The organism is Bacillus sp. H1a (assembly GCF_000633475.1).
In the GTDB taxonomy this organism is placed as follows: domain Bacteria; phylum Bacillota; class Bacilli; order Bacillales; family Bacillaceae_G; genus Bacillus_A; species Bacillus_A paramycoides.
Genome location: NZ_AYMH01000041.1, coordinates 52,917 through 73,122, shown reverse-complemented (window position 1 = coordinate 73,122; position 20,206 = coordinate 52,917). Strand labels below are relative to the sequence as shown.

At 34.8% G+C, this 20,206-nt stretch carries 10 protein-coding genes and 8 pseudogenes; 6 read left to right on the top strand and 12 right to left on the bottom strand.

Annotation, left to right across the window (positions count from 1 at the left end; translation table 11 throughout):
• Positions 1-522: 522 nt before the first annotated feature.
• Together U860_RS0118585 and U860_RS0118575 are read right to left on the bottom strand one after the other, a co-directional pair.
• Positions 523-825, bottom strand: a pseudogene (locus tag U860_RS0118585) (YitT family protein); the annotation flags it as partial.
• A gap of 410 nt (positions 826-1,235) precedes the next feature.
• Entirely contained in the window at positions 1,236-1,691 is a 456-nt protein-coding gene (locus tag U860_RS0118575; RefSeq protein ID WP_025149686.1) for a MarR family winged helix-turn-helix transcriptional regulator, read from the bottom strand.
• 406 nt (positions 1,692-2,097) lie between these two features.
• Here U860_RS0118575 and U860_RS0118570 point away from each other — a divergent pair, with 406 nt between their 5' ends.
• Positions 2,098-2,736: a TetR/AcrR family transcriptional regulator gene (locus U860_RS0118570; protein ID WP_029953029.1), complete on the top strand. Its 639-nt coding sequence runs from the start codon at positions 2,098-2,100 to the stop codon at positions 2,734-2,736.
• Positions 2,737-3,063: 327 nt separating this feature from the next.
• Here U860_RS0118570 and U860_RS0118565 read toward each other — a convergent pair whose 3' ends face one another.
• The 4 genes and pseudogenes from U860_RS0118565 to U860_RS0118550 all read right to left on the bottom strand — a co-directional run bounded on the left by U860_RS0118565 (position 3,064) and on the right by U860_RS0118550 (position 10,835).
• Positions 3,064-4,503 carry an NADP-dependent glyceraldehyde-3-phosphate dehydrogenase gene (locus tag U860_RS0118565; protein ID WP_025149684.1) on the bottom strand — a complete coding sequence of 480 codons (1,440 nt, stop codon included), beginning with the start codon at positions 4,501-4,503 and terminating at the stop codon, positions 3,064-3,066.
• 195 nt (positions 4,504-4,698) lie between these two features.
• On the bottom strand, positions 4,699-7,914 hold the full coding sequence (locus tag U860_RS0118560; protein ID WP_025149683.1) for a bifunctional cytochrome P450/NADPH--P450 reductase: 3,216 nt from the start codon (positions 7,912-7,914) through the stop codon (positions 4,699-4,701).
• Positions 7,915-8,556: 642 nt separating this feature from the next.
• Positions 8,557-9,359 (bottom strand): annotated as a pseudogene (cls, locus tag U860_RS31720) (cardiolipin synthase); the annotation flags it as partial.
• A 225-nt stretch (positions 9,360-9,584) separates the two neighbouring features.
• Positions 9,585-10,835: a chloride channel protein gene (locus U860_RS0118550; protein WP_025149680.1), complete on the bottom strand. Its 1,251-nt coding sequence runs from the start codon at positions 10,833-10,835 to the stop codon at positions 9,585-9,587.
• 586 nt (positions 10,836-11,421) lie between these two features.
• Here U860_RS0118550 and U860_RS36535 point away from each other — a divergent pair.
• A pseudogene (locus U860_RS36535) lies at positions 11,422-11,487 on the top strand (TetR/AcrR family transcriptional regulator); the annotation flags it as partial.
• Positions 11,488-11,530: 43 nt separating this feature from the next.
• On the opposite strand, the gene U860_RS0118540 reads toward U860_RS36535, so the two are convergent.
• Together U860_RS0118540 and U860_RS0118535 are read right to left on the bottom strand one after the other, a co-directional pair.
• On the bottom strand, positions 11,531-13,060 hold the full coding sequence (locus tag U860_RS0118540; protein ID WP_025149679.1) for a cardiolipin synthase: 1,530 nt from the start codon (positions 13,058-13,060) through the stop codon (positions 11,531-11,533).
• Positions 13,061-13,374: 314 nt separating this feature from the next.
• Positions 13,375-14,556, bottom strand: a complete 1,182-nt coding sequence (locus tag U860_RS0118535; RefSeq protein ID WP_025149678.1) for an ABC transporter permease — start codon at positions 14,554-14,556, stop codon at positions 13,375-13,377.
• Positions 14,557-14,779: 223 nt separating this feature from the next.
• Between U860_RS0118535 and U860_RS36530 the strand changes: the two are divergent.
• The 3 genes and pseudogenes from U860_RS36530 to U860_RS33705 form a co-directional block, all read left to right on the top strand.
• Positions 14,780-14,908 (top strand): annotated as a pseudogene (locus tag U860_RS36530) (TetR/AcrR family transcriptional regulator); the annotation flags it as partial.
• A 19-nt stretch (positions 14,909-14,927) separates the two neighbouring features.
• Positions 14,928-15,146, top strand: a complete 219-nt coding sequence (locus tag U860_RS31715; protein ID WP_025149677.1) for a hypothetical protein — start codon at positions 14,928-14,930, stop codon at positions 15,144-15,146.
• A gap of 197 nt (positions 15,147-15,343) precedes the next feature.
• Positions 15,344-15,487 (top strand): annotated as a pseudogene (locus U860_RS33705) (helix-turn-helix domain-containing protein); the annotation flags it as partial.
• A gap of 53 nt (positions 15,488-15,540) precedes the next feature.
• Here the strand turns inward: U860_RS33705 and U860_RS33700 are convergent.
• The 4 genes and pseudogenes from U860_RS33700 to U860_RS0118500 all read right to left on the bottom strand — a co-directional run.
• Positions 15,541-15,848: pseudogene (locus U860_RS33700) on the bottom strand (IS4 family transposase); the annotation flags it as partial.
• 78 nt (positions 15,849-15,926) lie between these two features.
• Positions 15,927-16,820, bottom strand: a pseudogene (cyoE, locus tag U860_RS31710) (heme o synthase).
• Positions 16,821-17,076: 256 nt separating this feature from the next.
• Positions 17,077-17,331: pseudogene (locus U860_RS0118505) on the bottom strand (aquaporin); the annotation flags it as partial.
• A gap of 198 nt (positions 17,332-17,529) precedes the next feature.
• Positions 17,530-18,369 (bottom strand): YitT family protein, encoded by an 840-nt coding sequence (locus U860_RS0118500; protein WP_002175160.1) that lies wholly within the window; start codon positions 18,367-18,369, stop codon positions 17,530-17,532.
• Between the two features lie 1,026 nt (positions 18,370-19,395).
• Between U860_RS0118500 and U860_RS0118490 the strand changes: the two genes are divergently transcribed.
• Complete coding sequence (locus U860_RS0118490; protein ID WP_002175158.1) at positions 19,396-19,824, top strand: cell wall hydrolase; 429 nt, start codon at positions 19,396-19,398, stop codon at positions 19,822-19,824.
• The last annotated feature ends 382 nt before the right edge of the window (positions 19,825-20,206 follow it).

The window sequence follows — 20,206 nt, the reverse complement described above, 5'->3', positions numbered from 1 at the left end:
TGAACTTTCGTTCATATAAACGAAATAACTCTTAAAATATTTTATACCCTTAAAAATGAATATATAAAACAAACCTAGATAGGCGTCCTTTTTAAAAATTATGCAGTTTTTGTTGCTTTGGAACAAAGTTTAATCAAAAACCTCTTACAAACGCACATTCTATGGTACACAAAAAGAATCGATTTTGAAAAAAGATTAATCAAAATCGATTCTTTCTTTTGGATTGTATGTACAGTTTTTATGAAAAAGTTTGAGCGTTTTCTACCTTTGTTGTTAAATAATCGCTACCTTTAATGGGTTAGACAATTATTAACCAGACTTTTAATAAATGGTGTAATATAACTCTTCAGTTTTAACCTTCAAGTAATCTCCATCCAGAAGACAACTTTTTCACAAGGGAATTATCAAAATAAAAAAACATTAATAAGTGGCGGATTCTGCCTGTAGATTAGTAATTAAAACAGTTAGATATCTTTCTAATACCAACTCTACAAATTCTAACTCTTTTAAAATAACCTCTCATTAAGACTTAGAAATATCAACAAATCCTTCTCCGAACACATCACGAACATCGTGTATAGCGATGAAAGCATTCGGATCAGTAGATTGAACAATCTGTTTTAACTTTAATACTTCTTGTTTGCTAATAACAATATAAAGAATTTCCTTTGGTTTCTTTGTGTAATAACCATGACCTGAGTATACGGTAACCCCTCTGTCCATTGATGTAGTCACTTGTTCGGCAATGTCATTCAGTCTATCAGAGATAATTGTAATGGCCTTCTTCGGGTTTAAACCTTCGATTACAAATTCCATCACTTTCGTTCCTAATAAAAAACAAATCGAATTTACTCTATCCTTTCTTTTTACTATTATATTGTTGAACAAATATTACAATGAAACCTATACACAATAGAGAGCTAAGTAAAATCGAGAATCGAACCAGCCCCCTAAGGAAGAATCTAGAATCATTTATATAGTATCCATCATATAACCAAGAGCAAATAATTCCTCCTATAGCCAAGAGAGAAATCATTGTTCTTGTCATCTCAACTTGCTGCATCTGATTCCATAACCACTTGAATACACCAAAAATCTTTTCCTTATACCTACCCCACGACACTTTTAATCTTCACTCCTTTCAACTAACCAAGTTACATTTCAAAAAAGTTAATTAAAAGTCAGTGAACATATGCAACTTCTCTAATAAAAGCCACTCCATAAAGACTCTATTACTATTTGGTCTCAAGGGTATTCTTTTTTTCTTCCCGTATAATTTGATTTATTTTAATTAAGGTATCGGTCATTTGCTGCAAGGATTCGATATCAATTTTAGAGAAGTACTTCTCAATAAGTAAATCATCTAGCTCAGACAACCGTTCTATAAACTTGCTACCGTTAGGACCAAGTGTAAGGAAATATTCACGTTTATTGTTAGGATTTACTTGTTTCGAAATCATCTTATGCTTTTCCAATTTAGATAAAACTTGACTGACAGCACTTTTGGATATATTAAAAGTGCTCGCAATGTTGTTTGCTGTAGTATTTTTATTTAAATTGATATAGAATATCATGTTCTCTTGCTGTCCTGTTAGACCGAACTCAGTCTTTAACTCCTGAGATATTAAAATGTTTAATTCATTGTAGGCCCGGTTCATTTCGGTAATTACTCCTCTATAAGAACTAGTCATATGATTCTTCCTCCACTCATTTTGTTATTGCACTGTACGATGTTTTTTCGCTTTTGCATATAATTAAGTTAAGTTAACTGTACAATGTCTTTGTGTTAGTGTAAAGTAAAATGTATCTCAATACTTTGATTACAAATTCTTTTTAATAGTGCATAAAAAGCTCCTATCTCACAGCAGTATTTGCAAGAATCCCTTGAACTACACAAGGTACACCTTTTGGAGCATTATCACAGGGTTGCTATTCTAGTCCATCATATAGGCAAAATGTAATGGATTAATAAATTATGGAGTTTCAAAGACTCATTTTTTCAAGACAGTTTAATTTACATTTAAGACATAGATGCAAGATAAGAAACAAAAAGAGGCGATCTGTTGTTTCCAATGATAATAACGAAAACGGAGGTATATGGTATTGAAAAAATCGGATCTACGGATTATTCGGACAAAGAAATTTATATATGATGCTTTCATCAAGCTGATAGGGGAAAAGGGATACGACGCTATTACCATTCAAGACCTCACAGATGAGGCACTCATTAATCGTGCAACATTTTACTCGCATTACAGGGATAAACAAGATTTGTTAACAAAGCTTACCGAGAAAACTCTAGGAGAATTCACAAGTAAGATGGTCCTTTATACCCATGTACAGGAAAATCAAATAGAACTTTCGAAATTCGAGGAAATTTTACAATCCATATTTGAATGTATCGCAAATCATGCAAACTTTTATAAATCCATGCTTGGGCCTCATGGCATTCATGATTTTAAGCTACAAATGCAGCAGGCTATCATGGATAACCTTGAACAAAATTCCATTAAGCCTACACTTGGAGAACATGACTTAGATATTCCGAAAGATATGGTATTGCATTTCATCACTTCCTCTATTATTGGGATAGCAATTTGGTGGCTTCAAAATGACATGAAATATTCACCTAAATATACTGCAGAACAAGCAGCGAAGCTTTTTACTAAAGGCCCCTTTTGTGCATTGGGTTTTACTTTTTTTTCACGAGGTCTAGAAAAAGCAACTGTAATGTGAAGAATCATCCTATCATTTCAGAAAATTCGCACGTGTAGACACAAATTGCGTACAAGTTAACCGGCACCTTAAAAGTTAAGGTGCCGGTTAATGATTTTATGCTTAATAATTGAGATTTGGTCTCTTCCTAATTTCAATTATTATCTCAATTAGTTATAGCTCCTTTAGGTTCTGCTGCAAAAACTCTAAAGTTCTTGCAATTAATCTCCTAAACTTGGACAAATAACTTTTCTTCGGTCACAACAACACTGATACTTGGTTGTACGAGTTGTTACAATTATTATAAAAAGAAGCCACTCTAAAATTTAGATTGGCTTCTTTTTGTAATTAAACTAAGTTTAATACCGTTACTTTTTCACGTGTCATAGACTCAAGGCTCTTGCGAATACCTTGAGCGCCCATACCTGAACCTTTTACACCGATGAATGGGAAGTGGTCAGGGCCGCGCTCTGTGCGTCCGTTAATTTGGACAGAACCAGTGTCGATTTTGTTAGCAATTGCAAATGCTTTGTTAATGTCATTCGTGAAAACACTTGCTTGTAAACCATAATCTGATTTATTCGCAATTTCAATTGCTTGTTCATCTGAAGAAACACGGATGATTGGAAGGATTGGGCCGAATGGCTCTTCCCAAGCAACTTTCATTTCTTCTGTTACGTGGTCGATTAAAGTTGGGTAAATTAAGTTGCGCTCACGCTTGTTACCGATAACGATTGTTGCACCTTTTTCAGCAGCATCATCAACTAAACCTTGAACGAAGTCAGCAGATTTGTCGTCGATTAATGGAACGATTGTGCTATCTTGTTCTGGAGATCCAACTGATAGTTCAGCTACTTGCTCTTTTAATAAGCCAACTAGCTCGTCTGCTACATTTTCATGTACAAGTACACGTTTAATAGCTGTACAACGTTGACCTGAATAAGAGAATGCACCGCTTACGATATGTTTTGCAGCTTCTTGTAAGTCAGCGTCTTCACGAACGATACCAGGGTCTTTCCCACCCAGTTCTAATACAAGTGGAATCATCGCAGCTTTTTTTGCTAAGTGTTGACCTGTTTGTGTACCACCTGTGAACGATACCATATTAACGCCAGCATGCTTTACTAAATAGTCACCAATTTCAGAACCACGTCCTGTCACTACGTTTACAAGACCTTTTGGAAGACCTGCTTTATGAAGTGCTTCAACCATTTTAACACCACTAATTGCACCTTGTGTAGCTGGTTTGAAGATAACAGCATTCCCCATAATAAGTGCTGGTGCAAGTTTTGCAGCAGATAAGTTTACTGGGTAGTTAAATGGCGCGATTGCTAAAATTACACCACGAGGTACGCGTTGAATGATTGCAAGCTTAGATTTAGATCCACCAGGGAAGCTATCACCCATCATGCTTTCTCCGTGCATATGAAGTGCTTCATCAACCGTGTAACGAATTAGGTCCGCTGTACGAACAACTTCTTTCTTCGCATCTTTATATCCTTTACCAACTTCTTTCATAATGATATCGGCAATTTCATCTTGCATATTTTCAAGCTCATCAGCCCATTTGTATAAGTATTTTGCGCGATCTTGTAGAGAAGCTTCAGCCCATGATTTTTGAGCTTCTTTTGCAGATGAAATTGCTTCATCTACTTCTCCACGAGTAATTGCTTGTACTTGACCCATTACTTCGTGTGAGTATGGAGATGAAATTTCGATTGTTTCTCCCGAAGTGCTCTCTCTCCACTCTCCGTTTAAATAAAATTTGTAAGTAGTACTAGTTGTCATGATAAATCCTCCTAAAATTATTGCTTGTAACATTGAGTATATGGTTCAACTATAATCAGCGAGATCTTTCTTCAGCCCCACTGATTATTAGCTGAACGAATTAGACTTTTACAATTAGATGATTTCCCACCTAACTCCTTTGCTTTCGCTGAATTGTAAGATGGGAGTATTACTGCCGATTAATGTTGAATACATTTAGTTTCCAGCCCAAACATCTTTTCCATAGCGTCCTTCATGGTGTAACTGATCCAGCCAATTTCTCGCTTCTTGTTCATTGCTTCCATAAAATTCTTGATACGCATGACAAAGAGTATCTTCTACCTCCGGAGCCATACGACTTCCATCACCACAGATATAAAGGTGAGCGCCGTTATCTAATAACGAAATTAACTTCGCTCCATCTTGTTTCATTACATGCTGTACATATGTTTTTGGATGTTCTTCCCAACGAGAAAAAGCTGTATGTAAAGATAGTAAGCCATCTTTTTCATCTCTTTCCAGTTCTGTACAATAAAGATAATCTTTTTCAGGATGACGACAACCGAAATACAGATGGGCTTCTCCTAAGTTAACACCTTTTTGCTGTTGCACACGACGTCTTTGTAAGAATCCACGGAATGGTGCAACTCCAGTTCCGGGTCCAACCATAATAATTGGGGTTTCTGGATTTTCAGGTAATTGGAATCTTGATTCTGGAATTCGAATAAAACAAGTAATCTCTTCTTCCTTTTGACGTTGAGCTAAATAATTAGAAGCGACACCTTTATATTCTCCTTGTCCACTCCAAGCTGCTTCACTCACTACGCCTACTGTGATACTTAGACAATCCTGTGCAACAAGTGGAGAACTTGAAATAGAATAGTAACGCGGTTTGAGCGCAGGAAGAAGTTCTAAAAAGTGCTCAAACGGAATTTCACATGCTTCATACTTTTCAAGAAGATCTAACATGGAAATGCGTTTCTTTAAAATTTGGTCCTGATAAACGCCATCTTCCACTAATGCTTCCAATTCATATTTATGAGGAGGGCAAACTGTAAATTTTGCCAATTCTCGTATTTGTACTCGAGTTGCCGCTTCCTGAATCTCCACACTATGACTAAGAAGGTCAACTAAACTAACAGGACGGTCCAATGGAAGATGAACTGTACTACTTCCACTTGCACTCAGTATGACTTGATCCTTACCATTTAACCTAAATCGTTTTAAAATTCGATTGACATTTTTCAGACTGTTACTTGGAATTACGCCAAGATGGTCTCCTTCCTGATAAGTAACCCCTTCTGGTAAGGCTATCTCAATATATCGAGTGCTCCGTTCACTTTCAGCTGATTGAAGTTCTTGGTTAGCAACTACCGTTGCATGGACAGCATTGTTATTTTGAGCAATCGGATTAGCCGGAGGACCTGAAATCACCTGAACAGAAAGCGATGATTGCTGAGACGCCAACTCTCTTCCCTCTTTCATCTCTAGGCCAAAAGTATTCGAGACCTCTTTCCACATGACCTCTTGCCATTGAGCAAAATCATTCTCAAAATCTCCTCCGGCGTCTGCTTCTCCTCGTGCAGTAAACCTCACAGCGCCTTTCTGTTCCAGCTTATTATCAATAAATTTTGGAACACTCTGGTAAGTATTCGCCCAATTTCGATCTCCGCAGCCAAAAACTGCATACCTGATTCCTGCATATTCCTCTGTGTTTGCTTGTTCCAGCCATTTTACAAACTGAGCGGCATTCTCAGGAGGTTGACCATTATAGGAAGATGTTACAATGAGTACCGCACCTTCTTTAGGTAACTTTCCGATATAATCGTTCAATGTCCCTACATGGCTCTGAAAACCAAGTAACCTTGCCTGGTCTGCGAGTTTTCTAGCAAACTCTTCTGCTCTTCCTAGGTTTGAACCATATAATACAAGCATCGGTATATTTTCAGCACCTTCAAGTACTGCTTGTTTTGAATATGGAGAAGTCAGTTTATTCTTTTCTTCATTTTCCTTCTCATCCTCTAATTGAGGATTCAATAAAGGTGTGACTTCCCTCCCTTCTCTTAATTTAACTCTAATTCTTAAATTTTCCGGTTTTATGGTCAATGTTTGCTTAATCTTCAACTGATAGTTTTCAAAATCAATTAATTCAAACTTTTGAAGAATCATCCCAAGTACCAGCGTAGCTTCATACAGTGCAAACTGCATACCAATACAAGCACGTTGACCATTACCAAATGGTTTATATGCATGATTTGGTACTTTAGCTGGGTCTGCGAAACGTTCCGGACGGAATTCTTCTGCATCCTCTCCCCACACTGCTTTATCCCGATGAAGTGCGGGAAGAAGCACAGTCAAACCTTCTCCTTTTTTCACATGATACTTTCCGCCGATTATAGTATCTTCTTTTGGATACACATCAAAAGATGGCGCGGTCGGCCATAATCGGATGGCTTCGTTTAGAATCATGCGAATGTATTTGAGATTTAGCACTTGTTTATAAGATGGCGTGGAGTCACCAAGGACTTGATCCACTTCTTCGTATGCTTTCTTCAGAACTTCCGGATGTTTCAGTAAAAAATAAGTCGTAAAGGATAATAAACCACTTGTTGTTTCATGCCCCGCAATTAAGAAGGTAATAATTTGGTATCGGATATTCTCATCATCCAACACTTCCCCGGTCTCAGGGTCTTTACTGTTTAACATGCGGGCCAGCAAATCTATCTCTCCATTATTTCCATTCGCCTTACGCTCTTTAATAATGTTATCTACCAACGAAAACATGCTTTGTATATCATCTTCGAATTGTCTGTTTTTTCTAATCATCAGAGTATCCATGCCCTTCGAGCGGGCAACTTTATGCATCGCTTCGTCAAGTGCACGTACCATGCTGTCGATAAATGGATCATGTTTTTCTTTATAAAAACTATTAAATCGGTAGTTAAAACCACAAAGACCAATCGTATCCAAAGTAAGTCGGGTCATTTCTCCCGGTACATCGATAGAATCACTATCGTGATTCAAGCGAGCCCATTTCTGAACCAGCTGCGAAGCGATGTCTAACATCATGGTATGATATCCCTTCATGGCTTGTTGGCTAAATGTTGGTAGCAATATATTATGGGCTTTTCGCCAGTTTGGCTCCGATGTTTTACTCGTAAACAGACCGTCCCCCGTAAATTGGCGTACATGCGTCATATCATTTGCGACATGTTTATCAAAACGATTGATATCACAGACTTCCGTTGCAAGTTTGTGTTCAGATAGACATATTGTTTTAAAACCTGGAGCAGTCAACCGAAATACTGGCCCATATTCTTTTGCCATCTCGCAAAAAGAAATAGTAGGTTGACTCATGTCGAATAAAGGGTAGTTGCCCAGTGGCCCATATGTTTTAGGTTGCGGAATTATGCCTGTCTGTTCCTGTTCCATTTTCATCCTAAATTATTCCTCCTATCATTCATCTAAAGATAAATGTGATTTGCTTATTATATCTTTAAATTATTCCTTAATATCAAGTTAACAAAAAGCCTAATAATAACAACAACCTGTACGTTATAACAACAACGTGTTGTCTATAATAAGATTATATCGTTTTGCTACATAATTCAATTTGCATTTTAGATGAAAATGTAATTTAAAAAACGAAAAGATTAAAAGTGTTCTTTATTTTTATAATAAAGAACGAATTATGGACATTTGTTAATATTATTATTCAAATTTTCAAATATAAAAATCAGTTCTGGTGCAAGAGATTTAGAATATTTTTACCAGCACCGAATTTTCTTTGTATATTTCTAATTGAAGTACTGCCACATCGCTATCAAGCTAACAAAATGCCCCTAAAATGAAAAAATACGCTATTCTTTTGTCTTCCTATCCAATAATTACTTTTTGTTACTATATATATCGGATGATTTCTTGTATATCTCATTTACTTCCGTACAAAATAACGCCTTTTGTTCAGGTTTTACTTTTCTTTTTCGTCCCTAAGTATATTTTTATTGTTTTTGATAAAGGGTTGAGCATAAAAAGAAAAAGTAATCAAATTTATTTTGACTACTTTTTCAGAAATTATAATAAAGGGTAGATTAGACGCATTAGGGATTCCATTATTCGTTTTCGAATACTACGTTTTTGAAATGCTTCCCATCGAAATTTAGTTGAACGGCTAAAGTCCTCTTTAAAATCATGTTTAATATCCAGAATTGTCTTAGATTCATAAAGTACGCTAATGATTTCATAATTTAGTTCAAAGCTACGGACATCCATATTTGCTGTACCAATTGTTGCAATTTTATCATCTACAAGTACAATTTTAGCGTGCATAAAACCATCTTTATAGCTATAAATTGAAGCACCGTCTTTTAAAAGTGGTGCGAAGTATGATTGTGACGCTAGATCACTCATGATTCTATCCCTCTTACCTGGATATAGAATACGGACATCTATTCCAGCCACTGCACTTAAACGTAATAATGTTAATGTTCTTGATCTGGGATGAAGTAGGATGTTGCGATCCAAATTGATTTCTTAGCAGAACCTATAACAGCCAGTAAAGTATTCCGAATACTTTTATCATCTGAACTTGGTCCACTTGCTACAATTTGAACAGCCCCTTCTGCATGATACTTTTCTTTACCTGGAAAGTATTTTGTATTCATAAATTGATTCCAAGAATCAGCATTTAAATCACTAGAGGCATAAAGCCAATCCTCAAGGAATATTGCTTGTAATTTGTACAATGCTTTTCCTTCTATTCTTAAGTGGCTGTCACGCCAAATTGGGAATTTTTTAGAACGACCAAGATACTCATCCCCTACGTTGAGCCCACCTGTAAAGCCAATCTCTCCGTCTACAATGACAATTTTACGATGAAGAGAATCTTGTGATACACCGGTTCCTTCTACAATTTCTTTAATAGAGTAATCTTTACTAGGGGTCACCTTACATATTCATCAATTTAAGAATTACTTATCTAATTAAGAAAAATTCAGATTCCAACCCAAACATCTTTTCCGTATCGTCCTTCACATTGTGAATGATCCAACCAATTCCTTGCCTCTTGTTCACTTACTCCATGAATTTCTTGATATGCGCAACTATTCTGCATTTGCGGTAGAATCGTTATTTATTTGCATATGCTTAGGGATTGGAAATACATTACCAATAAACGCCGCTCCAAGCATTGGTAATAATAAATTAATTGGGAAGAACATCAGTAATAATACTGTAGCGGCGATTGGCTTCTGTAATACGTAGCTTAAAATAGTGGTCGTCACGAGAGCTACAGCAGCAGTAGAATTCAACGGTACGACAGTAGCGATGGCATATCCAATACTTGCACCAGCAAATATAATCGGAAAAAGATGTCCACCACGCCAACCCGTAGTTAAACAAATTGCCGTTGTACATAATTTTAAAATGCCCACAATAAGCAGCAGCCAAAATGATATTTCTGTCCATTCCTGCACTAATTCTGGTAATTCGTGAGCTCCTGAAAACATTGTATATGGGAATAATGTTCCTAAAATCCCCAAAAGAATACCACCTATAATACCTAATGCCAATTTATATTCTTTAAAAGGATGTACTACTTTTTCCAATATATGTTCTATTTTGAAATAAAAATAACCTAAACCAGCACCTATACAAGTAAGGGGGAGCAAGGAAATCCATTCATTGAGTCCAAAAGTCCCTTTCTCGAAATTAACAATAAAGGATCCACGATTATCTAACTTACTAAGCCATATAAAAACAAGAAAACCAGCAAAAGTAGTAGCGAGATATAAAATATCCTTATTTGTTTTAGAAATTTCAGAAATTCGACCTTTTTCATTTTCACTTAGGGCAAAGTAACCGAATAGCGGCGCATTAAAAATAACACTTAAAGCAGCGCCTATCCCGGCTTCTGTTAGTTCTCGTACTCCTTTGAAAGTAAATGTAAAGCGATCCCCGATCCACGTACAAAGTCCACCTATAATCCCAACGGGTGCTGCTTCCGGTCCTAGGCTTGCGCCAAATATTAAAGCGATCATAGCCGTTAACGTAGATTGATGCACAAAACTGTACTCAATCCTACCTGTCTCCTTATATTCAGACATTACCTCTGGCATTAAACGCGGGTATGTACCTAAGTACTTTTGTGCCAGTCCGATAAGAACACCACCAATTGTTGTTACACAAATTGTGTAATAAGCTGGTGATGCTAACTCTGCAGGAGTATAATCCCAAACGAACCAAATTCCAACATTCACTAAAAATAAAAATAACCAGGCTGTGGCACCAACTATAGAACCTAGAATCATGCCATACATGATGAATAAATAGTGCCTGTCTCTCATAATAGTCACTCCTTTATATTCTATTAGGGGTCACACGACCAAAAAAAGAAAATTGTACGTTAAGGAATATTTTCACATTTATAATCGGTAGATGAACCAACATACGGATTATATCCACTGATTGTTTTTACAAACCTTATAGTTATTGCTATCAAGATTGACTAACCAGAACCAATTAGTCCCCTGTCTTTCTTTTTTCATTTTGATAAGTGTTATTGATAGTCTATAAACCCTTAATTATCAAGGAAACAAAATTTATCAATAGAGTGTACCCTATTGATAATGTACAACTCATAAAAATGAAGAACCTTAGGTAAGTTGCACAACTAAAAAACGGATTTATTAGAAAATATTTCTTGAACGTACAAAATTCTTTTTTAGGTCGTGTCAGGCCAATTATTCCTCCTATCATTCGTCTAACAAAAAGATCGATAACGAACAATATGTAGTTTATAATGAAATCATGTTGTTTATATTAAAATTATATCGTTTTTTCTATACAATTCAATTTACATTCAAGACATAAATGTACGATAGGAAACAAAAGGATGGAATCTGCTGTTTATAATGACAATAACGAACAAGGGGATATAAGATGTTAAAAAAAGCGGATTTGCGGATTATTCGGACAAAGAAATTTATATATGATGCTTTTATCAAAAAGAAAAAAGTAATCCAGTTTGTTTAGATTACTTTTTTCGGAATTATAATAAAGGAGAAATTAGACGCATTAGGGATTCCAGTATTCGTTTTTGAATACTACGTTTTTGAAACGATTCCCACCGAATTTCAGTTGAATAATTAAAGTCCTTTTCAAAATCACGTTTAATATCAAGAACTGTCTTAGATTCATAAAGTACGCTAATGATTTCATAATTTAGTTCAAAGCTACGGACATCCATATTTGCTGTGCCAATTGTTGCAATTTCATCATCTACAAGTACAATTTTAGCGTGCATAAACCCATCTTTATAGCTGTAAATTGAAGCACCGGCTTTTAGAATAGGTGTGAAGTATGATTGAGATGCTTGATCACTAATGATTCTATCTCTCTTACCTGGATATAGAATACGGACATCTATTCCAGCCATTGCACTTAAACGTAGTAATGTTAATATTTCTTGATCCGGAATGAAGTAGGGTGTTGCGATCCAAATTGATTTCTTAGCAGAACCTATAACAGCAAGTAAAGTATTACGAATGTTTGTATCATCTGAAGTTGGTCCACCTGCTACAATTTGAACAGCACCTTCTGCATGAGAATTTTCTTTACCTGGGAAGTATTTTGTATTCATAAATTGATTCCAAGAATAAGTATTTAAACCATTAGTGGCATAGAGCCAATCCTCAAGGAATATTGCTTGTAATTTGTACAATGCTTTTCCTTCTATTCTTAAGTGGCTGTCACGCCAAATTCGGAATTTTTTAGAACGACCAAGATACTCATCCCCTACGTTGAGCCCACCTGTAAAACCAATCTCTCCGTCTACAATGACAATTTTACGATGGTTACGATAATTTACGGTTTCAAGTGGCCATGGCGAAAGAATGGGATCAAATGTTACAACTTCAATTCCTGCATCTTTCATGGGTTTTAAAAAACGAGTGCGTAATGAATTGCTTCCAATGCCATCATAAAGAAAGCGGATAGTTACACCAGATTTCGCTTTCTTTATTAATACATCGCGAATTTTTGTACCAATTTCATCTGCTCGATAAATAAAGTATTGAATATGTATATGATGTGTAGCATTTTCAATAGCTTGTATAATGTTTGTAAATGTTTGATCCCCATTTGTTAAGAGTTTTGTTGTAGTATTATTAGCAACAGGACCGCCACCGAATTTTTGTACAACCTGTGTTAAACGAGTAGAGCGCTCACTTAATGAGGAAGTGAATGATAAATCTAGGCGTTTTTCTTCTAAAATCTCACGGAATAATTTTCTTTTCTCTTCTGAACGACGTAGATGCTTTTTTCTTCTCCAGCGACTCCGGCCAAAAAGACAGTACAAAAGTACACCACCAATCGGAAAAAGTGCCAATACCAAAAACCATGCTAAAGTACTTTGTGGGGAACGGTTTTCGATAAAAATAATGAAGGCAATTCCTACTATTGTGATAGACCATAGTACGTCGACAAAGTTGTATAGTGAGATAATGGATGTATCTAACAGAAAGAGAATGATAGAGACAATTGTAAATACAAATAATAATTGAACTTTAGGATTTTTCATCTTTATAAAATTCACCTATTCTTTCTTAAATATAGGATTCGTATATGGAAGCTATAACCTAACATTTCTATTAGGGATAATCATAGGGTTGGTACTTTAGTCCGTCATATCATTTATATAAAATGTAATGGATTAATAAATTATGGAGTTTCTAAGACCCGTTTCTTCAAGTTTTCACTTATTTATTATTCGATAAAAGGAATTATGTGATGTTCTAATTCCTTTTTAATGACACTGAATAAAGTCGAGTGCATAAAAGCCAAAGAGATACAAGGGATTTCTCTTGTATCTCTTTAGCTATAGATTTATTCCATCTACACTGACTCAGTAGATATAGAACCTTTTTGTTTATCTTTTTTGAATACAGACAGTACCATAATTATAAGAGATACAAGCCCAATGAGCCCCATCGTCTGAACATATGAGCTCATTCCATACCCTTCAAAAAAGAAACTGCTACGCAATGCTTCTACACTGTACTTAAAAGGACTCCAAGAATATAACCAGTGTTTTGTCACATCGGGAAGAAATTCGTATGCCAATGATAAAATTGGCATAGAAAAGAAGAAGACTATCATTAATATTGGTACCCCAAGACGCCCAACCCAGTTCAGTAATGCACTTTGCAACAGGAAGAACATGAAGCCAAAGAAAAAGAACAATAGTAGAATTTCTCCTTGGTTTGGTATGTTTACCTCGATTATGGTATGAGCAATGAAAAGGATTAAACTTGCAATTACTATCACGAAAACAGAACCTGCAAGGATCTGTGATAGAACTGATTTACCTGTCATGCGTCCGTTTGTAAACTTTTCCGCAGCCATAAATAAGATTAAGGAACTGATCAGAGTAGTAATCCATAAAATTTGTGTCAGCATAACAGGGACATTTCCATTTCCTGTATGCGATTGAACTGGATGAATCAACTCGGTCTTAACAATTAATGGGCTTGCTAATAATTTTGCCTGTTCAGTTGTTAGTGTCGTATTTTGGGGTGAAAGTTGATCAAGCAAGATATGACGGATATTTTCGTTTATCTCTCCAATGAGCTTATCGATCATTTGGTTCGAAATCATTGAGGCATTATAGTTTAGCCCTTGATTCACCAAAATTTGCACCTCAGTTTGTTGTCCCTTAGGTGTGGTCAGTGATACAAGTTGCTGGGACATTTCTGGTGGAAATATAATGGCAGCGTAATACTTCTTCTCCTTCATCCCTTGCAATGCATCTTTTTTCGTTTGTAAGAACGTCCATTTAATTGTGTTTTGCTTATTTTGTAAGACTTGCTCTTTTATTTTATTTCCTAAATTTACACTCCCTTGTCCTGGTAGGTTCGTACCGGTATCCTGTATTACCATAGCAATTGGCAAGTCTTTTGGTACAGGATTAACAGTTGAACCCATAAAAGCAAAACTAGCGATGATAACAGCAGCCATGATGCCTAAAAGGCCACCTAGAACCATCTTTTGTTTGAAAAATTGCTTGACTGTAAACATTTTAAATTATTCCTCCTAGTATTTATACAACAGAAAATACAGATAACTAACAACTTGTAGTTTACAATTAATCAATGTTGTTTATAATGAAATTATATCGTTTTTTCTACACAATTCAATTTACATTTAAGACGAGAATGTAAAATAAAAAACAAAAGATTGAAACTTGTCGTTTATTATACCGATAACGAACAAGGAGGTGTAAAGCGTTGAAAAAGGCGGATTTGAGGGTATAGCAAAACATGCAGACTTTTATAACTCTATGCTTGGTCCTAATGCTATTCATGATTTTAACCTGCAAATGCAGCAAACTATCATGAATAACATTGAACAAAATTGGATGGAGATGAAAGGAGATAAATAAAAGAATCATGAATTATAAAGTTCTGAAAGATAAAAAAATAATGTGGGGTTTTATTTCAACTATACTATTAAGTGTTATAGCAGTAACACTTGCGGTATATAATATTGGTTATTGGGTAGTCTTGGTTATTTTATCTGTAATAGTTTTGTCTTTTAGTGTATATAAAGCAGGTGAATTATATAATGAAGAAAGTGAATTATTTATTGAAGAAGAGGAAGATAATTAGATAACCTTATTACAAAATAAAATGGGTTTTGGTGCAAAAAAATGATACATAGTAAAAAGGTTCAGATTCCAATAGGAATCTTTTTTTATCGTTTTCTGACAGAATACTCCTTCCTTAAGCGTGTGAAGGTCGGTAGGCATAAGCCTACATCTTTTAGTATACTGTAGGCATCCTACAAAAAAAGTGAGGTGCAACCCATGTTAGTAAATAAAGCATATAAATTTCGTATCTATCCAAATAAGAAACAAGAAATATTAATTGCTAAAACGATTGGGTGCAGTCGCTTTGTATTTAAGCATTTTCTCGCTCTATGGAATGACACCTATAAAAAAAACAGGAAATTTAAATAGTTTGTATACAAAGTTGAAATCTTACTAGAAGAACAAAATTGTTAGTGAAGTAAATGTGCTAAGAGTTGTTGTAAAAACTGAACAGCCTGGGGATTAAACGTTGATTAAGTCCTTCTGAACTCATAGAAATGCCTGTTTTAACTTCTAGGCGACTATATAATTATGTCAATGAAGTATGAGCTATGTTTTGGCTTAACCAAATACATAGGGCCACTAAATCTTGTACGCGGTATTTACTTTTTCGTTAAACAAATCCTGCTTTTCTAGCTAACTGCTCCAAAGCATGTGATGACATATATTGTTGCAACTCTTTAAAAAACAATTCTAGTTCATCAACAATCGATAAATTCATATCAAAAACACCACCCTTTCCTATACTCTACCGAAAGAATAGTGTTTTTTTCGTGTTACGACTACAAAATTATAATTTTTATAAATCAAAAAAAATGCCCATAAGAGAATATATAATTACAGTCGAAAACAAGATAGTCATATGAAGAAGGGAATAAACAAACATTGATTTTGCCCATTTCTCTGAATCCATTTTTTTATAACCGAAGATACTTAAGACGAGCCATAAAATACTTAAAAGAAGTGCTACTAACATAAGGCCAAGGCTTAAAGAGCCAAAAAGGAAACTCATTGCAATTAAAATGATTAAATAAATATTGGTTTGCATATATGTTCTTTTAAAACCTTTGACTACTGGAAGCATAGGAACTTTAGCAGCCTTATACTCATCGTGTTTGCGAATAGCTATGGCATAGAAATGAGGCATTTGCCAAATAACTGTAATCACAAAAAGACCAAGAATAGCAGGATGTGTAATATCTGGATAAATAGCAGCCCATCCAATGAGGGGGGCATTGCTCCTGAAATACTTCCAACCTCCGTATTATAAATTGTTCTTCTTTTACTCCACATTGTATATGGGACAATATAAAAAAATAAGCCTAAAAACCCTAAGAATGCTGCTAGCAGAGTTGTTAATGCAAGAGAAAACAACCCCAAGATGGTCATTAAAGTGCCTAGCCATAATACAGCTTTGGGTTTTATTTCTCCTGTCACAGTTGGTCTATTTTTTGTTCTCTCCATAATAGAATCAATATCACGATCATACAAGGTTATTAAAAGCTCCTGCTGCGCCCATTACTAAAATAGAGCCAATCAAAGCAAATATTATTTCTGGAAGTTTCTCAAACAAGCTAATCTGATATGTATATAATGCCAATGTCAATCCAGCAAACATTGGAATCAGATTTGATTTAATAATCCCGGTTTTAACTGTTTGCGCCAAAATTTTTGCCAGAGTCTGTTTCGGTATTTTTAAGGGGCTCTATCTTTGGCATTATTTCCCGTCCCTCCTTTTACTAGATTATCTATAATTTTCATACTTTAATCTAAAATGACATTATCGCGGATTATTTAATACATAGATACCTTCCGTATTTTAAATACCATATAGAACTAATATACTATATGGTATGATGGGCATGGGGATACGCCCCAAATAAATGTATACATAGGTCGTACCCCAATAAAGAGTGTTCGTATTTTTATACTAGTAATTTGCAAGTTTTCTATTTTTCAGTACTTAAAACGTATTTACCTACCCAAGCGGCTACGACACCACCAAGGATTGGTGCAACGATAAATACCCATAATTGAGAAATTGCTTCTCCGCCCGCAAATAAAGCTGGGGCAATGCTACGAGCTGGGTTAACAGATGTTCCAGTTAACGGAATACCTAATAAGTGAACTAATACTAATGTGAAACCAATTACTAATCCAGCTAAAGAAGAGTCTCCCTTCTTACCTGTCACAGAAACGATAACGAAAACATGTTGCTTATAATAAAATTATATCTTATTCGCTATATAATTCAATTTACACTTAGTTCATAAACGTATTGTAAAAAACAAAATTTCAAATTGTATCGTTTATATTGACAATAACAAACGATTAATTAAAACAGGTAGGCATCTAGCTAATACCAACTCTACAAATTCTAACTCTTTTAAAATAACCTCTTATTAAGCCTTAGAAATATCAACAAATCCTTCCCCAAACACATCACGAACATCGTGTATAGCGATGAAAGCACTCGTATCAGTAGATTGAACAATCCGTTTTAACTTCATTACTTCTTGCTTATTAATAACAATATAAAGAATGTCCTTCGGGGTTTTTGTGTAATAACCATGACCTGAGTATACGGTAACCCCTCTGTCCATTAAGGTAGTCACCTGTTCGGCAATTTCATTCGGTTTATCAGAAATAATCGTAATGGCCTTTTTCGGATTCAAACCTTCGATTACAAATTCCATCACTTTTGTTCCTACATATAACATAATAATTGTCAGCATCAGCTTTTCTGCACCAATGATGAAATAAGATGAAAAAGCAACTATTAAATCGAAAAACAACAGACCATAGCTAATGCTCCATCCTAAATACTTATGCGTCATCCTTGCTAAGATGGTAGTACCCGCTGTTGTTCCGCCAACACGAATGATTAGACCAATCCCGCATCCTATAAATACTCCTCCAAAAATGGCATTTACCAGCATTTCATTCGAAGCAATATTCCAGCCTTCTGTCAGATGAAGAAAAAGCGAGTTGGTAACTACAGCAATAATCGTATAAATTGTTGTTACCTTATTCAAAAATTTGTAGCCAACTATTAACAAAATCGCATTTAAAATTAAGTTGACTAAGCCTGGTGACCATTCAAATAAATAGTAGGTAATAATCGTGATACCCGTTACCCCTCCTTCACCGAACTCGTTCGGGATAACAAACAAATTCACACCTAACGCAAAAAGGAATGCACCAATAATAATAAAAATAATGTCTGTGGTTCTTTTTTTCATACACTACCTCACTTCTTATAAAAATATTTACTCAGGCATAAACCCTAACCATTATAACCTGGAACATTTAACTCGACCAGTAGTCTGTTTTTATTTTAATACAGGATTTTAACTAAATCAGGAACAGCATTCAAACTACAATTACAAAATAATAGTACATCTAATGCTTCTTTATCTAATGGACATGTTTTTAACTAAATTATTACATTTAAATTAAAATAAAAGGCATTAACCTCTACACTGTATTGGTTAATGCCTTTTATTTCTTGTCTAATGAAATTACGTATTATTTCCTCTCCGAAATTTCAATATTATAGTGTTCTAAATCAGAGTTACTTACATTCTTTTTCAAGTATGTCAACCATTCCTTCTTATAGTCCATTTTTTCTGTTTCAATCCAAATTATTGGATCAGTGATACCAATTTGAAAACTAGCTAAATCATATTTGTCCCAAACGTTTTCAATTGCTGTTGCAATACGTTATTCACTTAATTCTGTAGCACTTTTAGTTGTATCTGCTTCACTAGCATAAACATTAAATACTAGTATACAAGTTAATAGTACTACTAAAACGAAAGAAAGTTTTTTCATTATAATACACCTATACAACTTTATTGTACGATGATAACCTATTTTTACATTCGATTTCCAATAAAATCCATAAAATGCATCTGCGCTTTTAAAATAAATTCATTTTGTAGTGTAAAAGAACTTCCTTATTTTTGGTCTGTTCGGTTTAATTTGAAAGTAAACCTTTAAATATTAGTTCACATTCAATACCCCAAATTCATTGACTGCACAACAAATCTCCTAATATCCTCAAAACACAGATAATAAAAGATTTGTTAGCTTTTCTTTCCAATTGTACGAAAAAATATTTTGCATAACAATTTTATCATCCCCCTTATATATAAGAGTAATTCTCTTTCATACTTCGTAGACATAACAACTTATATTATGTAAAAAAGTCATTATCCTGACTAATAAACAATACTATAAGAAGAAAATATAATGGAGGTGAAGTCATGGGAGTTGTTAACGCTACAGATGCAGATATTGCACTTTTAGCAAGATTACTGAGAGCAGAAGCCGAAGGAGAAGGAACCCAGGGTATGTTGCTCGTCGGAAATGTAGGAATTAACCGAATAAGAGCTAATTGTTCCGATTTTAAAAACCTTCGTACCATTAGACAAATGATTTTCCAAGAACACGCGTTTGAAGCTGTTACTCACGGTTATTTCTATCAAAGAGCAAGAGAAAGTGAAAAAAGCTTAGCTCGTCGAGTAATCAATGGAGAGAGGTTCTGGCCTGGGAAATTTAGTTTGTGGTATTTTAGGCCACCAGGTGATTGTCCTCAACAATGGTATAATCAGCCTTTTGTGGGGCGTTTTAAAAAGCACTGTTTTTTTCAACCAACAGCCGCAACTTGTGAACAGGTTTATAACACATTTTAAACAATGATAAAAATAATCTGTAATTAAAGAAAGAATAAATAAGCGTTAATTTAACACTTTTTTACTAGTTTTAGGGGTAGCGTCCATGCACATCAACTTAGGGAAACAAGTTATCCCTAAAACGATGAAAATGAATCTTATTTCTATAAAAGCCATAAAATTCTTCGTTTTGGGATGCAAAAAAATTTGAAGTTTATAGAGATAGGGCAGGACCTCTTTAAAAAGATAAAACCCTGTTTATCAAAACGGGGTTTCTCATATCAAATAATATTTGCTTACTTTCTAAATAGCTATACTACATTTAATAATATATAGTTGTTCCTTAGCACTAGTGATTTTTATAAATAGTAACTCATGATAATTAAGATTCTGGTGCAAAAAT

Bases quoted from the DNA above. Each gene is read 5' to 3' on its own strand.
- U860_RS0118570 (WP_029953029.1), top strand. From the start codon at position 2,098: ATGGTATTGAAAAAATCGGATCTACGGATTATTCGGACAAAGAAATTT.
- U860_RS0118565 (WP_025149684.1), bottom strand. From the start codon at position 4,503: ATGACAACTAGTACTACTTACAAATTTTATTTAAACGGAGAGTGGAGA.
- U860_RS0118490 (WP_002175158.1), top strand. From the start codon at position 19,396: ATGGGAGTTGTTAACGCTACAGATGCAGATATTGCACTTTTAGCAAGA.
- U860_RS0118535 (WP_025149678.1), bottom strand. From the start codon at position 14,556: ATGTTTACAGTCAAGCAATTTTTCAAACAAAAGATGGTTCTAGGTGGC.
- U860_RS0118540 (WP_025149679.1), bottom strand. From the start codon at position 13,060: ATGAAAAATCCTAAAGTTCAATTATTATTTGTATTTACAATTGTCTCT.
- U860_RS31715 (WP_025149677.1), top strand. From the start codon at position 14,928: ATGAATTATAAAGTTCTGAAAGATAAAAAAATAATGTGGGGTTTTATT.
- U860_RS0118560 (WP_025149683.1), bottom strand. From the start codon at position 7,914: ATGGAACAGGAACAGACAGGCATAATTCCGCAACCTAAAACATATGGG.
- U860_RS0118575 (WP_025149686.1), bottom strand. From the start codon at position 1,691: ATGACTAGTTCTTATAGAGGAGTAATTACCGAAATGAACCGGGCCTAC.
- U860_RS0118500 (WP_002175160.1), bottom strand. From the start codon at position 18,369: ATGAAAAAAAGAACCACAGACATTATTTTTATTATTATTGGTGCATTC.